This is a genomic window from Weizmannia sp. CD-2023 (assembly GCF_036225245.1).
Taxonomy (GTDB): domain Bacteria; phylum Bacillota; class Bacilli; order Bacillales; family Bacillaceae_C; genus Weizmannia; species Weizmannia faecalis.
In genome coordinates, this window is sequence record NZ_JARTJQ010000061.1 from 1 (window position 1) to 18,707 (window position 18,707).

The 18,707-nt window shown below is 43.0% G+C and carries 17 protein-coding genes; 8 read left to right on the plus strand and 9 right to left on the minus strand.

Annotation, left to right across the window (positions count from 1 at the left end):
- Positions 1 to 512: 512 nt before the first annotated feature.
- Complete coding sequence (locus P9687_RS08460) at positions 513 to 1,742, plus strand: MFS transporter (RefSeq protein ID WP_014096432.1); 1,230 nt, start codon at positions 513 to 515, stop codon at positions 1,740 to 1,742.
- A gap of 1,255 nt (positions 1,743 to 2,997) precedes the next feature.
- Here P9687_RS08460 and P9687_RS08465 read toward each other — a convergent pair.
- From P9687_RS08465 to P9687_RS08490, 6 genes are all read right to left on the minus strand, one after another.
- A complete protein-coding gene (locus tag P9687_RS08465; protein WP_014096433.1) occupies positions 2,998 to 3,993 on the minus strand; it encodes an LLM class flavin-dependent oxidoreductase in 996 nt (331 codons plus the stop codon).
- Positions 3,990 to 4,289: a YkvR family protein gene (locus P9687_RS08470; RefSeq protein WP_026104497.1), complete on the minus strand. Its 300-nt coding sequence runs from the start codon at positions 4,287 to 4,289 to the stop codon at positions 3,990 to 3,992. The genes P9687_RS08465 and P9687_RS08470 overlap by 4 nt, the downstream gene beginning before the upstream one ends.
- Positions 4,290 to 4,469: 180 nt before the next feature.
- The gene (locus tag P9687_RS08475; protein WP_230951734.1) at positions 4,470 to 5,423 is read right to left on the minus strand and encodes an ArsR/SmtB family transcription factor; all 954 of its coding nucleotides are present in this window, start codon (positions 5,421 to 5,423) and stop codon (positions 4,470 to 4,472) included.
- 150 nt (positions 5,424 to 5,573) lie between these two features.
- Positions 5,574 to 5,798, minus strand: coding sequence for a hypothetical protein (locus P9687_RS08480; protein ID WP_046721642.1), 225 nt, complete (start codon positions 5,796 to 5,798; stop codon positions 5,574 to 5,576).
- A gap of 60 nt (positions 5,799 to 5,858) precedes the next feature.
- Positions 5,859 to 6,761: an ATP-grasp domain-containing protein gene (locus P9687_RS08485; RefSeq protein WP_014096436.1), complete on the minus strand. Its 903-nt coding sequence runs from the start codon at positions 6,759 to 6,761 to the stop codon at positions 5,859 to 5,861.
- Between the two features lie 26 nt (positions 6,762 to 6,787).
- Entirely contained in the window at positions 6,788 to 7,954 is a 1,167-nt protein-coding gene (locus P9687_RS08490) for an MFS transporter (protein WP_026683800.1), read from the minus strand.
- Positions 7,955 to 8,540: 586 nt separating this feature from the next.
- On the opposite strand from P9687_RS08490, the gene P9687_RS08495 reads away from it, so the two are divergent.
- Complete coding sequence (locus tag P9687_RS08495; RefSeq protein WP_035190190.1) at positions 8,541 to 9,329, plus strand: hypothetical protein; 789 nt, start codon at positions 8,541 to 8,543, stop codon at positions 9,327 to 9,329.
- 5 nt (positions 9,330 to 9,334) lie between these two features.
- Entirely contained in the window at positions 9,335 to 9,793 is a 459-nt protein-coding gene (locus P9687_RS08500) for a hypothetical protein (RefSeq protein WP_026104499.1), read from the plus strand.
- 148 nt (positions 9,794 to 9,941) lie between these two features.
- Here P9687_RS08500 and P9687_RS08505 read toward each other — a convergent pair whose 3' ends face one another.
- Entirely contained in the window at positions 9,942 to 10,553 is a 612-nt protein-coding gene (locus P9687_RS08505) for a TetR/AcrR family transcriptional regulator (protein WP_225620934.1), read from the minus strand.
- A 102-nt stretch (positions 10,554 to 10,655) separates the two neighbouring features.
- On the opposite strand from P9687_RS08505, the gene P9687_RS08510 reads away from it, so the two are divergent.
- Entirely contained in the window at positions 10,656 to 11,225 is a 570-nt protein-coding gene (locus tag P9687_RS08510) for a cysteine hydrolase family protein (protein ID WP_035190188.1), read from the plus strand.
- A 66-nt stretch (positions 11,226 to 11,291) separates the two neighbouring features.
- On the plus strand, positions 11,292 to 12,698 hold the full coding sequence (locus P9687_RS08515) for an MFS transporter (RefSeq protein WP_061565120.1): 1,407 nt from the start codon (positions 11,292 to 11,294) through the stop codon (positions 12,696 to 12,698).
- A 173-nt stretch (positions 12,699 to 12,871) separates the two neighbouring features.
- Here the strand turns inward: P9687_RS08515 and P9687_RS08520 are convergent, their stop codons facing one another.
- The gene (locus tag P9687_RS08520) at positions 12,872 to 14,626 is read right to left on the minus strand and encodes a methyl-accepting chemotaxis protein (protein ID WP_061565119.1); all 1,755 of its coding nucleotides are present in this window, start codon (positions 14,624 to 14,626) and stop codon (positions 12,872 to 12,874) included.
- A gap of 340 nt (positions 14,627 to 14,966) precedes the next feature.
- On the opposite strand from P9687_RS08520, the gene P9687_RS08525 reads away from it, so the two are divergent.
- From P9687_RS08525 to P9687_RS08535, 3 genes are read left to right on the plus strand one after another with little or no spacing between them, the layout of a single operon-like run.
- Complete coding sequence (locus tag P9687_RS08525) at positions 14,967 to 15,290, plus strand: PadR family transcriptional regulator (protein ID WP_035190181.1); 324 nt, start codon at positions 14,967 to 14,969, stop codon at positions 15,288 to 15,290.
- The gene (locus tag P9687_RS08530; RefSeq protein ID WP_014096444.1) at positions 15,283 to 15,843 is read left to right on the plus strand and encodes an HAAS signaling domain-containing protein; all 561 of its coding nucleotides are present in this window, start codon (positions 15,283 to 15,285) and stop codon (positions 15,841 to 15,843) included. The genes P9687_RS08525 and P9687_RS08530 overlap by 8 nt, the downstream gene beginning before the upstream one ends.
- Positions 15,836 to 16,693, plus strand: a complete 858-nt coding sequence (locus P9687_RS08535) for a DUF4097 family beta strand repeat-containing protein (protein WP_014096445.1) — start codon at positions 15,836 to 15,838, stop codon at positions 16,691 to 16,693. Before P9687_RS08530 ends, P9687_RS08535 begins: the two co-directional genes overlap by 8 nt.
- Before the next feature lie 78 nt (positions 16,694 to 16,771).
- On the opposite strand, the gene P9687_RS08540 is transcribed toward P9687_RS08535, so the two are convergent.
- Complete coding sequence (locus P9687_RS08540; protein ID WP_035190179.1) at positions 16,772 to 18,505, minus strand: methyl-accepting chemotaxis protein; 1,734 nt, start codon at positions 18,503 to 18,505, stop codon at positions 16,772 to 16,774.
- Positions 18,506 to 18,707 lie beyond the last annotated feature (202 nt).

The window sequence follows — 18,707 nt, forward strand, 5'->3', positions numbered from 1 at the left end:
TGCGGAATATGCGTTTTAAAACCTCCTGCTTGTTTTTAGCAGCCATTCTTCCAAAAAATCTCATGACTTCTTCATTAGCATATAAACTGAATAAACCGTCTAAGTCTTTTTCAGATATGCTCCTCAATATAATTTTATTATTTGCTAATAATAGCATAATATGATCCCTCATTTTTTAAATATTTGAGTCTATTATAATGAAAAGGTGACACAAGAACGAATGATAAGACATTGTTGTTGTGTAAAATATTACCCATTGAGAAAATTACCCCCCTTTTCCTACAGGGAAAAAATCATTCAGATACACCAACTTTATTACTATGATTTATCCTTAACATCCCGTACAATGCATGACTTAAAACATTTAAAAGGCGGCAACTTTGGCATTGATGCCAAACGCCAAACACTTTATAATATTTATTATCAAAAAATTCTTTCCAAAGGAGCCGTTGTCCAATGTGATGTAAGCCTCTTAAACAGCTATAAAAACTGAATAAAGGGGCTTGATCACAGTGAAGCAACGCTCATTCGGATGTCTGGTGTTTGGCCAGTGCCTGGCGAATGCAGGGGATGTGTTTTATATTGTCGCATTGATTTCCCTTGTCTATTCTGTCACGGGATCGACGCTGTTTGTGTCGCTTGTTCCATTCACCAACACGTTGACGATGTTTGTCAGCGGCTTGATTGCACCGATATTGTTGGACCGTTTTTCGCTCAAAAAGGTGCTGGTGTATTCGCAGTTGATCAAAACATTGCTCTTAATGGCATTAGCTGTTTACGCAATGGTTTTCATTCAGCCTGCTACAATTACCTTGCTGTTTCTGCTCGTTGGGCTGATTTCATTTTTTGACGGGTGGGCTTCACCTGCCAGGAGTTCCATGATCCCCCGGCTTGTTCCACGGGATCAGCTCGTAAAAGCAAACAGCCTTGTCTCTATTACAGACCAGTCCATCCAATTAGGGGGTTGGGCGCTTGGCGGGATCATCCTGTCCTCATTCGGTTCAACCGGGATGTTTTGGATCACCTTTAGTGTGTATATGCTTTCCACCTTGATGATGGGTTTCATTGTGGACAGGAAGCACGCAAACTGGCAGGAAAAACAGGGTAATGCTTTGAGGAAAGCAATGGTGGAAGGATGGCAGATCATTTTTAAAAACAGGGCGTTAAGAACGATTCACTTGCTGATGGTTTTTGAAACAGTTGCGAGTACGGCCTGGCTGTCTGCCGTCCTGTATGTTTTTATTCGGGAACGCTTGAAAACAGGGGTTGCGTGGTGGGGGTACTTAAACACGGCCTTTTTTATCGGCATGTTGCTGGCCGGCTTTGTCGGCTACAGGTCCGCCCTCATCAAAAACCGGCCGATCCTGACTGTGGTCACCGGTAGTGGGATGGTGTGCCTGACCACACTGTTTTTCGGTTTCAATACCGTTCCATGGGTAGCATTGCTGCTCATTGCGGCCAACGGGATATTCGACCAGCTTAAAGGTATCTCTTTACAAGTGATCTTGCAAACTACTGCAGACGACCGGATGCTGCCGAAAATCTATTCCACCCAAAATGCTTTGGTCACACTCGTTTTCGGGCTTTCTACCGTGGCGGCCGGGGCAGTCTCAGACCGGTTCAACATTATTTTTACATTCATCGGTGCATCCGTGCTTTTGATGATTTCTTTTGTTATTCTTTTAAAAAAGAAAAATACTTTAATCACGGAACAGCATGAAACCACCTCAGATGTACAGTAAAATAGAAACCTGCTCTCACTTCGAGCAGGTTTTTGCCAATTCGGGTGATAAAGCGGGAAGGCGGGAAGATTGGATCAGGAGGAGATCTGGTTGAAAAAATTTGCGGTTATTGAAGTGGTATTTGGATTGCTAGGTGTTCAAGTATTAAAACCATTTGCATCAATCCCACTTGATCACACTCCTAACCAGTTGTCTTAGGATTTCCAAACTCATTGGAAAACATTGACTTGGTGACGGGAATAACCTGGCCGATTCCTTTCTTTGCATGCGTTGTTCTGTTCATACTTGGGTTAACAACGCTGGGGATATTAGACCCTTTTCACCTCTCCCAATTCCGATTTTGTCATGAAATGGATGGATCTACGAGAAAAGGCACTGCCTCTGTTTCTAAAGACGGGTTATAGTTGTAGTGTATTTTTTATTAAACAATGCTTCTTTGGATCCATTTATTTTTTCGGCTATAATACTACTAAAAATAAATGATGAAACAAGATATTTCGTTATTTTCATGAGAATATCCCCAATAATAGTAAACATCTGTGCCTTTCACGTAATGTACTTTGACTTTCTCTTGACTTGGTTTATCCCATACTTCCTTTACATGCTTAGAACTTTTCCCGAATATTAAATTACCTTGAAGCACGAGAGCGTTTAATTGACAATCCGCTGGTTAGATAGAACTGTCTCGATAAAACCTCTAATTAGGGCTTGCTGAATTGAATAAGCAAAATTTCTAGATTTGGCAAGGATGCTGGCAGCTTTGGCAAGAATTAATGCAAGGGTTTTATAAAAAATGAAGGGAAAAGCTTACACTTTGAAACGCGCCCTATGTGAAGAAAGGACGTCGTTTTTTCGTGCTTCCTTAACATAGACGCGCTCTATGTAAAGAAAGGACGTCTTTTTTTCACGCTTTCTTAACGTAGACGCACTCTATGTAAAGAAAGGACGTCTTTTTTCCACACTTCCTTAACATAGACAGCCTCTATGTAAAGGAACAATGTCATTTTTCCGCGCTTCCTTAACATAGGGCTTACTGAATAACCAAAATCCCCAGATTTTTACAGTATGCTGACAGCTTTGGCAAAAAGTTCTAGAGCTTGCTGATAAATTGGGTGAAAACTAAAATCGGATTCGTTCAGCAAGCCTTCATTAGACATTTGGCGAGTTAGGGGAGCATATAGATAAAAGCCCACATCTTCCATCAATTAGGAAAAGTGGGCTTTTATTGCCGCTAAAGGCCATTCAGTACTTTGCTTCACCCCAGCACTTCTTCCGCAATAAGCCTGTAAGAATGGATCCGGTCCTGGGGAGAATGGGCAATCGTCAAAATCATGATTTCATCCGTTCCGTATTTTTCCTGTAACCTGGTGAATGCCGCGTGTACTTGTCGCGGATTCCCGATTACCATGTTTTGCTTCATTTTTGCCAATTTCTCTTTGTCTTTTCCGGTTAATGGATAAGATTTTGCTTCTTCAATAGACGGCACGGATGCTTGTCCCCCTTTTTCCGCCTGCAGCTGCCATATCAGGGAACTCCATGCCACTTCTTCCGCTTTCTCAGCTGTTTCGGCACATACTGCGGAAACGGTTAACAAAGTTTGTGGCACATCCCCCGGCTTACGGGGCGTAAAAGCCTGCTCATATTGCTTTAAAATTGCCGTGCCATCCTGTTCGCTCATGAACTGGCCAAACGCATACGACATGCCGTACCGGGCAGCCAACACGGCACTTTTGCCACTTGTGCCAAGCAGCCAGGCACGCGGCGGATCGGCCGGGACAGGGGCAGCCTTGACGCGGGAAAAAATATTGTCTTCCGGAAAATCGTGATGGAGAAAATGAAGCAATTCTTCCACCAGTTCCGGCATCTTGTACACTTTTTGCAAAAATTGATCGGATAATGCGCTGGTTGCTTCGGCAGAACCACCCGGCGCCCGGCCAATGCCGAGGTCAATGCGGCCTGGAAACAATACGGAGAGCAAATTGAACACTTCCGCGACTTTGTACGGTTTATAATGCGGCAAAAGCACGGCCCCGGAGCCGATCCGGATTGTGCTCGTATGCGCGCCGATAAATCCAAGCATCACTTCGGGCGCACTGCTGGCAAGACCCGGCAAATCATGATGTTCCGCAATCCAGTACCGCGTGTATCCGAATGACTCTCCTGCACGGGCCAGTTCCATCGCGTTGTTCAGGGCGTCTTTCGCTGTTTGACCGGAAGAAATAGGCGCCTGGTCTAAAATACTGAGTTTCACGCTTTGTTCTCTCCTTCTTTCACTTCCAGCAATGCTAAATGGTAGTCGCCGACCTGGCCTTTTTCATATAGATTCGTAATGGAAGTAGAATATTCCCGGATCGCACCCCTGAAAGCAAGCCCCTTTTCAGGCACTTCCACATCAAATTTTCCCTGATACAGCAAGGTGGCAATATCATGATAATCATCGCTTGTGACCTTGAAGTCAACCACGATCTGCTTCAGCCCCTGTACGTCCTCTTCCCGATAACGTTCCACATCAATCTTCCGTTTGTTTAATACGATATAGGATACCAAAACAACACCTGCTTTCACCTTTTGTCTCCTTTTAGTCTACATGCACGGCTGCACCAAGTACAGGAGAGAGGCTTGCCCGTGCGGCCGGTGTTTCTCGAGGGACGTGCCCAGACTAAAGCAACCCGTTGCGCTTGAAATGCACCTTAGCTGCTTTCTAAAACAAACCGGCCGAATCAAGCATCAATCGAAAGCCTTTAAAAATTGCTCCCCTTCTAGTTGTTTTGCCCAGCGCCTGAACTCGCTATGATTGATAAAGTAAATATTATGGCTTTTTTGCTTGGTTTCCGTGATGAGCTTGCAACTTTTCAAAATGTTCAGGTGCCTGGAGATCGTGGCAGGGTTCAGGTCTAATTTTTCGGCCATCTCCTGGGCTTTGATTCCTTCCTTTCTTGCAATCAAAGACAAAATCCGTATACGCATCGGCTCTGATAACGCTTTGCCAAAAAAGGAGATTTCATCCAATGTGGCCGGCGTGTCATTGATCTCAAAAGGGGAAGGAGCGGGCAATGGCTGGTCCACATATGCTGTAAGATCATAAACGAGATTTAATTCGCCCCATCCCCAAATCAGGATGAACTTTGGTGAAACAAAGTAAGAAGGAAAAAAGCGAACCACTTCGGTTTGCTTATTCTCAGGAAATTGTTCAGGAATCGTTTTTCCCTTCAGCAGCCTTCTCAAAACCTCATTTAGCCCTTTCGTATTCAGGTCCCTTGCCAGTTTGTCATTCGCTTGCTCCCAAAAAGACGCCACATGCCTTGCTATTTTAAAAAAATATTCCTCATAGTATGCAGACCATAAATCGACCAACTCTTGATGCCAAACAGGCCAATTTTCCGCAAAAGCCAACTGTTCCTGGTGCACGAATCCGCCCTTTTTTTCAATTCTTTGCTTTATTTCATTTGACGGTTCGGGCGAGTTTTCAAAAATGGTTTCAATTTCCTCCACCTCCAGATACCGGCCCAATAAGTAATAAAGAAAACGGGGACGATCCATCTGTTGAACCCAATGGATAAAATCCTGAATAGAATGGGGCTGGCTTAGCCCAATCACAAGCTCAGCAAGCTGGGCCCCCATCTCAAAACCGCCGTAGTACCTTTTGAGTAATCCTTGATTTTCCGTATAAAAATTTTGCAAGTTTATATCTTCCCATTCCAACCGCCCTTGCATGAGATAGCATTTTCTTAAAGATGCCATCATTTCAAAGACAGGAGAGGTTAAAAACTCCAATTTAATTTGAAATTCATTTGAATCAGGGGTTAATACTGCCATATGACCACAACTTTCTTATATTTTATCTATTTTCCATACAATACGAGAATAAAAATCATCGATGGCTTTAGCGACAAGTGCTTTGGAATCGGATGAAGCAATGATGTACCCGCCTCTTGTAAACGAGTCACGGCTTCCGGGGATGTGCTCCCCTACTTGATAAGCAATTTTCCATTCCACAACAGGCTCCGGGACAGAGGACCTCAGCTCCAAAGCACTCAATCGCCCTTCTTCAAGCATAAAAACTTCACTTGTGAAAATTTTGTATGCTGTGGCTGCATATCAAGATTGTGTTTCCCTTCAAAGCTTAATATGCCAAGTTCGTATTGGTTGAGACCGCTGGACAGAAAGTGCAGAAACGGAATAAAGTCCCCGCCCCGGTCTCGTATGTGCTTCAATTACAACCGGGCGTTTGTTGACAACATCCCATTTTACTTCAACATGCCCGGGACCGTATTGAACGCCCAGAACAGTCAGTGCTTTTTTGACGATCTTTTCTATTTGCTGTTTTTGCTCAGTTTCCAGGAGCGCAGGCACAATATGCCCGGTTTCGATAAAATTTGGCATACCACTCGTTTCCTTTTCCGTAATGCCAAGTACCGTATGCGTCCCTTCAGATGAAACTGTTTCTACGCTAAACTCCGGGCCTTCAATAAAAGGTTCCAAAATCCACTCAAGTTTACTTTGGGCATGAGTCCGCAGCCATTTTTCCCAATCCGATTGGTTTTTTATATAAGCAACATTTTGACTGCCAAATCCGTCATTGGGCTTGATGATCATCGGCAACAGACCGGAAATTTTTTCGGGGAGTCTGTCTGCCTTTCCGCAAAAAGTTTGCAGTTTCAAATCATCATGAGATGCAAAAGCATTTCTCATCAGATTTTTGTTTCTTGTCCGCCTTACTGTTTCAAACGGATTGGTTTTTAAATTGTATCGCTCACTCAAGTAAGCTGCTGTTTCAAGTCCCAGTTCCGTAAAACTAAGGATGAGTTTAATATCTTCATACTGGGAAAAAATTTTTTCGACCACTTTATGCGCGGCATCGGTATCCCAAATATCCGCAAAATAGATGGCCTCCGCTAATGCAGTTACTTTTTCAGAAATGCTTTTCTTTGGACGCTCAATTACGATAACATGATACCCGCATGCGTGAGCAGCTGAAATTCCCTCCTCACTCGCGCCCAATAAGATGAGCCGCTTCAATGTTTCCAACCCCCCATCGCAATTTCTTAATTTTCACCTTTTCTCATGGACAGTGATCGCAAAATCAAACTTAAACCGATTATCACAGTCATGACAGTCAACAGCAAGTATAATCTCCCCGGAAAGAATTTCAACAAACTTAACCCTGCATAACTTCCAAAGGACTCCCATAGCCCCCATACAACGCCGGCAATGCCAAAGGCCCATGAAGAGCTCAAATTTCCATGCTTTTGTAAAACCTCCGTATCTATCAATGGTGTCCAAATGATTTCACTCAGACTGAACAAGAACATAGATAAAAAGATAGAAAACACTGTTCGGTCAATCCATAGAAGAAAGAAGGAGCTACCGAACAACAAAAAAGACAACGAATACCATTGTTCCTTTTTCAGCTTTGGCTGAACGGAAGGAAAGATTCCTTGAAAGGCAATAACCGTTACAGCATTCAGTGTGAAGACAAGCCCCGTTGTCTTGCCGCTGATTTCACCCGATACATATACAGGCAGAGTGGAAAACATTTGAATATAAAAGAACCAGAGTAAGCCTGATCCGAATAAAAAACGGAAAAACGGACTCTTCAGCAAATGATACCTCTCTGAATACAGGTATTTAAATAGATTTAAACGATTCTCTTCTTTTTCCAAGGGTGGTTCAGGCAGTAGACAAGCCACTCCTCCCGCTATAAAGTAACTGCCAGCGGCAAAAAACATCACCCACAATGATTTTATATCCAAGATCCAGCCGCCTGCCAAAGGCCCAATCGAAGCTCCGAGGTTTACGGCTATATTTAATAACGCAAATGCGCGCAGGCGCTTATGCTCATTCATAAACGATATTTGCGTTTTTAAGGCGACATTGTATAAAGAGATGGTAGTACCGAGCAATGCGGACAGGGCAATGAATAACGAAAAAAAAGGAACGACTGGAATAAGCATCAGTATACCACCGCTGGACCATAATCCAAGGATGAGGCTTAAACGCACCCCCAGCCGGTCGATCAACCCGCCAACGAATGCACCCCCGGCTTTTGAAAACAAAGTCAGACTGGCAACAATGATACTGGCTTTGGACAAATCCAAGGACTTGGTTTCGGTTAGCCATAGTGCCAAAAGCGGGGTAAAGATATAGAACCCCAGGGAATTGAAAAATCTTACTAAAAAGGACATCCATCCTTCGTTCACTTTTCTAAACATATAAGGCGCTCCTCTTAAAACTTGCATAAACATCTTTTATGATGCGGGCTGCTTGTTCAACTTGCTCCTCCGATATGTTTCGGTGAACCACAATCCGTACAATGTCGGGTAACCAGGGAAATAATGGGAGCCCTTTTTTCTTACCCAATTCTATTAAATTGTATAATGAAACCCCTCTATCATTTGCACCGGAGGACATACGCTTTTTTTCCGGCAATAAGAGGGCTTCTGTTTCAATGCGCCTCATCCATTTCCGCCGGTTTTCTAAGGGCATAGTCATAACATGTCATCTCCTTTATTTTTACTATTGCGCAATTGTACAATTACGCAATCAATTATATAAAGCGGGAAACAACACGTCAACCATAAAACGTACAAAAACCGTTAAATTACTGTCAATGAAGCGCGGCCGCATTTGGGGTTTCCCTTTTTACCAGTAAAGAACGGCAACCATTTCATTATGGGGATGCCGTTATGTTAAGAATCAAATCCGTTTCATCCCATTACCCCGGTCAGAATACCGCGCGTATAAATGTCCTCCGTATTCGGCAAGCTAACTTAAATGGGCTTTTTAAAGGTGGATAAGATGGACAATTATCGTAACGATAATACAGCCAGGCGATATAAAGCACATGTTAGTATTTTAGGGACTACGCAATTGCATTTAAGAAATCCTTATATCATTGCATGGTGGTCCGCAGCGTTTCCCGGATTCGGGCATTTGCTGTTATTCAAATATATCAGGGGATATGCTTTATTTATCTGGGAAGTTGTCGTTAATTTGAAAGCAAATGTGAACCTTTCCATGATTTACTCGTTTCAAGGAAATATTGACATGGCAAAAGCCGTACTGGACACAAGATGGCTTCTCATGTATATTCCTGTTTACCTTTTTGGCATTTGGGACAGTTATCGCACAACCGTGGATATGAATAAGATTTATCTGTTAGCAGAACGGGAGGAACACCGTTTTAATTCTTTTTCATTGGGCGCATTGGAGATTAACTACCTGGATAAGCGCAACCCCCTACTTTCCGTTATGTGGTCATTATTTGTCCCGGGATTGGGGCAGCTCTATATACACAGAGTTTTAACAGCAATTTTTGTCATCGTATGGCTGGTGGTGTTTTATTACCAGTCCCATTTCCAGGAAGCGGTTATACTTTTATTTTGGGGCAAAATAAAAGAAGCAACTTCGGTTATAAACCCGGAATGGCTTCTTTTCATCCCTTCACACTTTGGGTTTGCCGCTTATGATTCGTATATGAATACAGTCGAAAACAACAAACTTTTCGATAAAGAATTACGACAATATTTAACCCGGCATTACCAGCCGGACGGTTTCCGGATACGAAAAGAACAAAAAGTGAAGTGATTGGTTTGCAGCTTTTTTCTACATTCGAAAGTAACGGATTTTTGGAAATGGCCATTTCAACACTGGAAAAGAAAGGGATTCCGAAAGAAAATATATTTGCGGTCCCGCTGGATAACCGAAAAGAAGAACGGAAAATTTTTGATACGCTCCACCGCTCGGACGGTACAAGCCTAATTGATATCGGCATGGGGATCGCCACTGCATTTTCTGTAATCGGCGCAAGCATCGGCTTTAAACTCGCCTGGGGGCCCATTTACTGGGGGCTGATTAGTGCATTTGCCGGGTTTATTGTGGGTTTTGCCATCCGGCTTGTAATGGAGCTGTTCATAAAGAAAAAGAAGCGTGTTTTAAAAGGGAAACACGCTGAAATCATTTTAATTGTTGAATGTGATTTGTCACAAGCAGAATCGGTTGAAAATATACTTTGGAGCCATTTTGCATTAGGGGTAGCAAAATTAAAATAATGGGTTTTGTAAGTACAAACAGGCCATACTCATTGCCAAGGGGATGGCCTCTCTTTACATCGTGAAAAACATTCCGCAGTGTTTTCCCTTCCCCTTGCCATTCTCTCAACAAGTGTACATGCATGGCGAGTGACCATAAATTTATCCGTCATGAAACAAATGTGATATAGAGCAGGTCCAATATTTCCTCGGGGGAATATCCGCGCACTTCCCGTTGATACAAGTAGGCATCACTTTTTAATGCCTCGAGCAGCATGTCCGCTTTGAAGACATTGTTTCGAACGGCTTCTTTTTCATTATTCATCTCATGATACAGTTCTACCAGCAACCGGTGCAATTCATCATATAAAGGGCTGCGTGTTCCTGCCTTTTTTCGATTTGTTGTACCGGCGTCCTCCACACCTTTAAGCAATTGCATTTTGCTTTCCCTGAAACGGAGAAATATACGGAGAGCGCCTTTTAATCGCTGTTCCGGCGGCTCTTTCCGATTGTGTTCCAAATACGTTTGAATGTCTTTGAAACACGAAACCACATTGCCTTTTATCAAATCCAGACATAATTCTCCTTTATTTCGATAACGGCGGTACAGCGTTCCCGGCCCAATCCCGGCTTCTGTGGCAATTTGATTCATGCTGACTTGTTCAACCCCGAACTGCTCAAACAGCCGGATTGCCGTAGCCAATATACGTTGGCGATTCTCAGCTGCATCACGCCGTTCCGCCCGTGCGGAGCCTGGTTTTTCATCCTTCAACTTTATCACTCCCGGAAAAAATCGTTGACAAACGGAGACATCTCCGTTTAATATGAACTGGAGAGCTCTCCACTTCTTAATATTAACCAAATGAACAGGAGTTGACAATTCATGCAAAATCAATCCAGTAAAGCTGCATTGTTGGTCTTGGATATGCAAAACGGCATGGTATCCCGTTTTGCCGGAAATGAAGCAATGCTGCGCCCGAATCAAAAAGCAATCGAAAGCGCCCGTGCACATCATATCCCGGTTATTTTCGTCCGTCTTGGATTTAGTAAAGGTTACCCTGAAATCAACCAAGGCCATCCAACTTATGCCCGGGTTGCCGGATACGGCGACATGACCATTTTCGATGAAGCGACACAGATCCACCCATCCGTTCAACCTTTAGAAAATGAACCGGTTGTTACAAAATACCGGGTAAGCGCCTTTTCCGGCAGCAATCTCGAAATGATCTTGAAAGCCCAGGAAATTGACACACTCATTCTTAGCGGCATTACCACAAGCGGTGTCGTTTTATCAACATTGCGGGAAGCCGCTGATAAAGATTATTCCTTAATCGTACTCCGGGATGCCTGCCATGATGGCAATCCCGACATTCACCACATGCTGATGGAAAAATTATTCCCTGTCCAGGCAAAAGTAATGACGGTCAGTACCTGGGCCGGCACTTTGGATTAAAAAAAGGGCCTGTTTTGAAATCAGCAGAACAGGCCCTGCCAACCAAGTCGAAGGAAGGAATGAAACTTGTTCCACACTGGTAAAAAGAAAAACGAAGCTGCAATTGAAAATCACTTTAATCAAAAACTGATATTGCCAATGATTTTGGGTTCCATTCTCAACCCCATCAACTCTTCTATTATGTCAGTGGCGCTAATTCCAATCGGACAGGCATTTCATGTTCCGCCTTCAGAAACCGCATGGCTTGTTGCCGCTTTATATCTTGCTACTGCCATTGGGCAGCCGGTAGTTGGGAAGCTGATCGATCTGTTCGGACCCCGTTCCCTTTTTTTAACAGCGACTTCATTGGTCGGAATTTCAAGTTTCATTGCCATTTTTGCCCTGGATTTTTGGTGGCTTGTTGCAGCAAGAATTTTGCTCGGATTGGGTACGTGCGCCGGGTATCCCGCATCTATGTACCTGATTCGCAGTGAAGCTGAACGAACAGGCGAAGCAAGCCCGGGAAGCATCCTGGCGACACTCGGAATTGCAAGCCAAACGATTGCCGTGATCGGGCCTGCCCTAGGCGGTGTACTCATCGGTGCCGGGGGTTGGAAAAGCATTTTTATCGTCAATATTCCATTATCGCTTGCTTGCATTTTATTGGGATACTTCCGATTTCCTAAAGCCCCGCCAGAAGCGGTGGAAGGGAAAAAGCTTCTTGCCATTGATTTTACGGGCATTGCCTTATTTGGCATCACATTAACTTCCCTTTTGCTGTTTCTCATGCATCCAAGCTTGTCGAAGATTGCTTTTTTGATAGTAGCAGGGATTGCAGGGGCCATTTTTGCTGCGGCCGAGTTAAAAATAAAAAATCCTTTTATCGATATTCGGGTATTCAGCGGGAATATCCCTCTGGTTCTCACTTATGCAAGAGGGTTGCTTTCAGGTCTGGTTGCTTATTCCTTCATTTATGGGTTTCCACAATGGCTGGAAGACGGAAGGGGTTTATCCGCATCTAGCGGCGGGCTGCTGATGTTGCCGATGTCTTTAACCGCCATTGCCGTAACCCGAGTGACCGGGAAAAGCCCCGCCATCCGTTTAAAATTAATAGCTGGCAGTATTGTTCAGTTTATCGCCGTCTCATTGCTGCTTTTTACTCATCATACAACGAGTGTTGTTTTGATCGCCTTTATTGTCCTTCTGCTGGGGATTCCACAGGGTCTTTTGAATCTGGGCAACCAGAATGCCGTCTATTATCAGGCGAATCCAAAACAAATCGGGGCTTCAGCCGGCTTGCTCCGAACATTTATGTACTTGGGCGCCATTCTTGCTTCGGCGGCAAACGGGCTGTTTTTAAAATCCGGGGCAAATACGCCGGGAATTCATCATATCGGCTTATTTTGTGGCGGCGTCACCTTGCTCCTCATCCTGATTACCGTGCTGGATCATTCGTTAAGCATCGTAAACGATAAAGCCGGAGTGAAAAGGTAAAGTTAAAAATGCCCGGTTTAATCAAACGTTTGATTAAACCGGGCAAATGCCGTTTCTTTCTGGCCATGTGCAGCGGGATATGTAGAATCCTTCCGCGTGAACTTTTGGCCGGATGTTGTCTGCTTTCCTTCGCTTAAATGCCTATGCCGCTTGCTATTTAAAAACCAGTTCACTTATAACTTAAATTTTGAAACAAGGGAATGAAGATGCTCCGCAATTTCCACCAGTTTATGCGCGCTTTCAGCCACTTCCTCCATAGAACTTCCAATTTGCTCGGTTGCTGCTGACGTTTCCTCAACACCTGCTGCTGATTGTTCAGTAATCGCTACGATTTCTTGTATAGAACCATTCATTTTTTCGGTTGTGCCGGAAATTCCTGACAAATTGGCAGCCACTTTTCGAATATGGGCAACCATGTCTGAAATCCGCTCATTGATCTGCGTAAAGGTTTCCTTTGTTACGCGAACGGTTTCTGTGCCTTGCTGTACTTCCTCATAGCTTTCATGCAAAGAATCCGTTACTTCTTTCACATCTTTTTGGGTTCCTGCAACAATCCCGCTGATTTCACTAATGGAACTTGCAACTTGTTCAGCCAGCTTCCGGACTTCTTCTGCGACAACGGCAAATCCTCTTCCGCTTTCTCCTGCCCGCGCCGCTTCAATTGCTGCGTTTAAAGCAAGTAAATTTGTTTGATCGGAAATCTCCTTAATGACCGTCACCAGTTTAGAAATTTTTTCCGAATGCTCATTCAAAGACTGAAGCTTCCCGGTAACTGATTGGATGACCTGATCAATTTTTTCCATTTGGCCCGAAGAGCGGTCCATTAGTTCATTCCCTTTATGCGCCAATGTCATAATTTCATTTGTAGATTGATGAACCTCATCCGCCTGTGCATTCGCCTCCTGCACATTGGATGTGAACTGCTTCATATTTTCAGACAGCTTTCCGGATTGATCTGCCTGTTCTTCAGCTCCGGATGCCAGTTCTTCCATCGTTGCGGTGATTTGCTGCGACCCTGTTTTTACTTCATTAGCCGCTTGCGCAAGCTCCTCGCTGGAATTTGACAACAGCCCTGAAGAATCTGCAATCTCATGGATCAGGCCCTTCAGTTCATCCTGCATATGGTTAATGCCGTCCGACAGCTTGCGGATCTCATCTTTCGTCTTGACCTTGATGTGCCCGGCCGTTAAATCATGGCCCGAAATTTTTCTGATATGATCCATTACCATTCCAAGCGGGGCTGCAATACTTCTCGTGAACAGCCATATGATGAACAGCCCGACGAGAAGTGTGATGCCCATAACGATTAAAAGTGAGTGAAGGATTTGTTCGGCCGGCTGGTTAAAATCTGACATATAGGCGCCTGCACAAACCGTCCATCCCCAGTAAGGATCCTTTTTTGCATACACCACTTTTTTGCCGACTTTGTGTTGATCATTCGGGTAACTGTATGAGAAATAGGTAAATCCGCCTGTTTTCCCGGCTCCAAGGACTTTATTGGCATAATGATTCCCGTCAGCATCTTTTTCATTTGAAATATTTTTTCCTTCTATAAAAGGATGCGCCACTTCAGTTCCTGTATCATCCAAAATAAACATGTATCCGTTTTTTCCCAAATCAATGCTTTTATTAACCGGACGTGTGCCATCCTTTTTCTTTTCACCGAGAATGGCAATTTTTACTTTTTCTTGTGCGTCACTTAAAGAAATTTTCCCACTTTTCACTTCCTCATCCAGTACAGCTATCAACCGGATTGTTTCATTGACATTATTTTTTAGATTGGTTTTTCCCAGTTCATTTAAACTGGCGGCACTGCGGTTATAGCTTAAGAAACCTAAAATAAGCATTGGCACCACCAAAAGAACAATGGAAATGGCCATAAGCTTTTGCCGGATGGAGTGAAAGTCTTTCAATTTGGCAATCTTCATTTTGCTATCCCTCTTTTTTCAGAATCATTCTTAGACCTCGCGTTTGGTCAAGAATATTCGGTTTTCTACCCTGTTTTATCGGATAAAGTTTGAAATCCTTTACTTTTATAATTTTCTGACCAGCGTTCCAACCTCGTCCTAGTGGATGTTTTCCAAAAATGGGTTTTTACACTGCCGCTTTCTTCCCCGGCACCAACTGCCAAAATTTTTTCCGGATTTTTGAAAAAAATGATTCCGGTACCTTGCAATAATTAATACTGTGTGTTATTCTCTTGTTAAACGCAGTACTGAATATAAAACAGTACTGGCCGGTGTGCAACGGGAAGGATGTGAAGAAAGTTTGAATGTCCAGTTTAAAAAGGGGGTTTTGGACCTCTGTGTGCTCGTTTTATTAGATAAACAGGACCGCTACGGATATGAACTTGTCCAAAAAATTTCGGAGCAGATTGACATTTCCGAAGGCTCTATCTACCCCCTGCTGAGGCGGTTAACAAAAGAAGGTTACTCTACAACGTATTTAAAGGAATCTACAGAGGGACCGCCGCGCAAATATTACAAACTGACAGACAGCGGGAGGACTTTTCTCCACAAACTGCTCCTGGAATGGAAGGCATTCTCTGATGGGGTGAATCAACTGATAAAAGAAGGTGTGACTCATGAATAAAAAACAATTTTTATCCAAATTGGAATCTTCGTTGAAAAGCCTTCCTGCCAATGAACGCCAGGATATTTTGCAGGATTTTGAAGAACATTTCACCATTGGCTTGCAGGAGGGAAAAACAGAAGAACAAATTTCAACTTCCCTTGGTTCCCCGCACCAGATTGCAAAAGACATGGTTGCGGCCTACCATCTGGAAAGAGTGGAGACAAAGGCAACGTTCGGAAATATTTTGCGCGCAGTATGGGCCACGATTGGATTGGGATTTTTCAACTTGGCCATTGTACTGGGGCCATTTATTGCGTTGGCCGGCATTATTTTTTCCGGCTGGATTACAGGAATTGTGTTTTTGGCTTCTCCTTTCCTGTTTCTCATAAACATCCTCCTGTATCCGGAAACATTCACGCTTTTTTACTTATTTGTTTCCATTGCCACTTGCGGGATCGGATTTTTTGTCGTCATCGGGATGTATTTTGCGACCCGTACATTAATGCAAGGCTTTATCCGCTATTTAAGATGGAATGTAAATCTGATCAAAGGGGGGCTGAAAAATGGATAAAATAAAGAAAATGTCACTTGTGGCGTTGGTACTGTTACTTGTAGGGATTGTTGGAAGCCTCCTTACATTCAGGCCCGTCTTCCGGCAAGAAGCCAAGTTGGAAGAAAAAGTCATCCACGAAAAGTTCAGCCGAATTCAGATCGCAACCGATAATACCGCAATTGAGATTTTACCAGCGACTGGTTCGGCAGCAAAAATCACAGTATCAGGCAGGGCCGAAAAAGGTTCTGCATATCACTTGTCTACGGATGTTAAGAACGCTGTGCTCTCCATCAATGTAAAATATAAACAACGAAATTTCGTCAACTTCTTCCCTTCATCCTCGTCTTTAAAAGTGTATGTGCCGAAAAAATGGTATGAATCATTGCAAATTAATAGTAACGACGGGCGCGTCCGGGCGGGGGATTTTCGGGCAAGAGAGATGCGCATCCATGTAAGGGATGGAAAAATTGAACTGAACCGTATCAACGCGGATACGATTACGACAGAGGCAAGTGACGGATCAAGCACCCTTGAAAATGTGAAAGCCTCCCTAGTCAAAGTAAAATCGGATGACGGAAAAATAGTTTTAAAGCATTTGGATAGCCGGGTTTCGGGTAAAACCACTGACGGAAGTATCCTTTTTATCACTCGTCACTTGAATCATCCGGTAGAACTGCGAGCAATTGACGGCAATATCAAAATACAAACGGAGAAAAAACCGGATAATGCTACAATCAGTGCAAGTACAGTAGATGGAAAAGTTAACGTTTTTGGCAGCTCTAACAGAAATATGACGTTCGGCAGGGGAAAATCTATGATCCAGCTTTTCACTGCAGATGGAAGTGTCACTGTGGAAAAAACAAAGTGAATTTCTAAAAACGGCGGGACGTTCGTGATGTCCCGCTCTTTCTATAGTGTTTTCGCATTTATTAAATCCGGGCACAAGCTACCGGAGTTGTGCTTCAATATTTGACAGCAATTCTAAGACCTGGTTGGAGGCTTCTTCCAACTGTTTTAGCGCACCTTCTCCAGTTTTCACCTCTCCCCTTTTAAAACTTTCCACTGCCTGTCTTGCATAATGATGGACTTCTTTATGCGGCTTTTCCAATTGTTTAAAAGCATCTATTTTCCTGATATTTTCAGGCAAATTTCCGTAATACCATTGGCCTAACCGGCAAGTTTCGTGAGAAGTCAACTCATTTTCATCAATATTTCCCAGTCCCATCAGCATGTTATATACTTTCCACTTCCAAAGCAGGTGATCCGTTTTCGTGATTCTTACAATATCTTTTGAGCTAAACTTAATGTTAATCGTAAAAAAGTTTTTCCTAAAGTGATCCATTTTTTTGCTTAAATCAAATACTAATTTTGCTGTTTTTCGTGCAATCTCCTGGGACTGCTGACTGTGATTTCTTATTGTATTATTTAAATTTGCAATTTCGTTAATGGTTGCGGATTGTTCTTCACTCATTGAGGCAATTTGTGTAATCGATTCATTGATACTTTCCATCATTTTTACAATTTCCATAATTTCTGTACCGGCAAGTTCGGCATGGCCGACACTTTCCTTTACAATTTTGCCTGTTTGCTGTATTTCTTGGATGACCTCATTGGCCACTTTTTGCAGCGCTTCCATGTTCGATGTAATACTGGAAATTTGAACTTTCGTATGTTCTGACAGCTCCCGGATTTCTGAGGCAACAACAGCAAAGCCAAGCCCGTTTTCTCCAGCCCTTGCAGCTTCAATGCTGGCATTTAAAGCAAGAAGATTGATTTGGTCAGCTATCCCCCTGATCACATTTATAACATCTTTCGTATTATGAATTTCTTTATCCAGCAGCTCCACTTTTTCAAACACGTTTTCATATACTTGCCCGACCATTTGAATATCCCCAAGCGCATGATCTACTACTCTTTTGCTTGTGAACACAGACTGGACTGCCTGGTCGGTCCCTTCCGCAACTTTGGTTGCATATTGGGCCACTTCCTGAATGGATGCGCTCATTTCTTCCGTTGCCGCCGAAACATTATCCGTCTCTTCTATTTGCCTGTTCATCGATTCAATTAATTGTTTGGTTTCATTAATTTTCGTTGTCTCATTCAGCATATCTGACATACCAAACAAAAAAGTTCTGAACGTTTCTTCCATATAAACTTCCACAATTAATTGTTGGTCAAACGCAGCTAACTTCTGAACAGCAAGGACAACCTTTGTCATTTTGTCGGGCGTATGATGTAAATGCTTCATGAGTATAGATCCCATCGATTGAATCAAAAAATGGTGGGCTGCAATAAAATTATCAGCCGTTAAATTAATCCTGCTATGGACTTTGCCAATTTTAATTCTTGTAAGCACATAGGTTTGATCCACTTCTGCTTGAAAAAACTGCTCCACATATGTTTTTAAAGTTTCATACAGCCTGTCGAGGGTGGAATATCGCATAATGAGTTTATGAAATTGTTCAACTGAAGTAAGCCTTTCATAAAAAATTTGAACCATCTTTTCCTTATAAGGCTCTATAATCGCTGCCGCTTCCCGAACATTTTGTAATGTTTCCTGATCCACACCGAGGTAATTTAATTTTTCCCGTGCCCTTCCTCCAATTTCCGTTATATCCGTATCATCGCAATAATGCATGTACTGGTCCCATGATTTTAACTTTTTTAAAAAGATCCCCATAACACTCTCCCTCTTTCCATTGATTTCCACATTATTACTATTTTCACAGGAAAAAAGTCACAAGTCAAGCGTTTCCATTCAATATTCTGTCTATATTTGGCGAATAGAAATGAACTTAAAGTCCTATTGTATGCCAAAAATATGACGCAAGGTTCACTAAAAAAGTAGAAACTCTGTATATTACTCGAAGGGGTAGATGAGC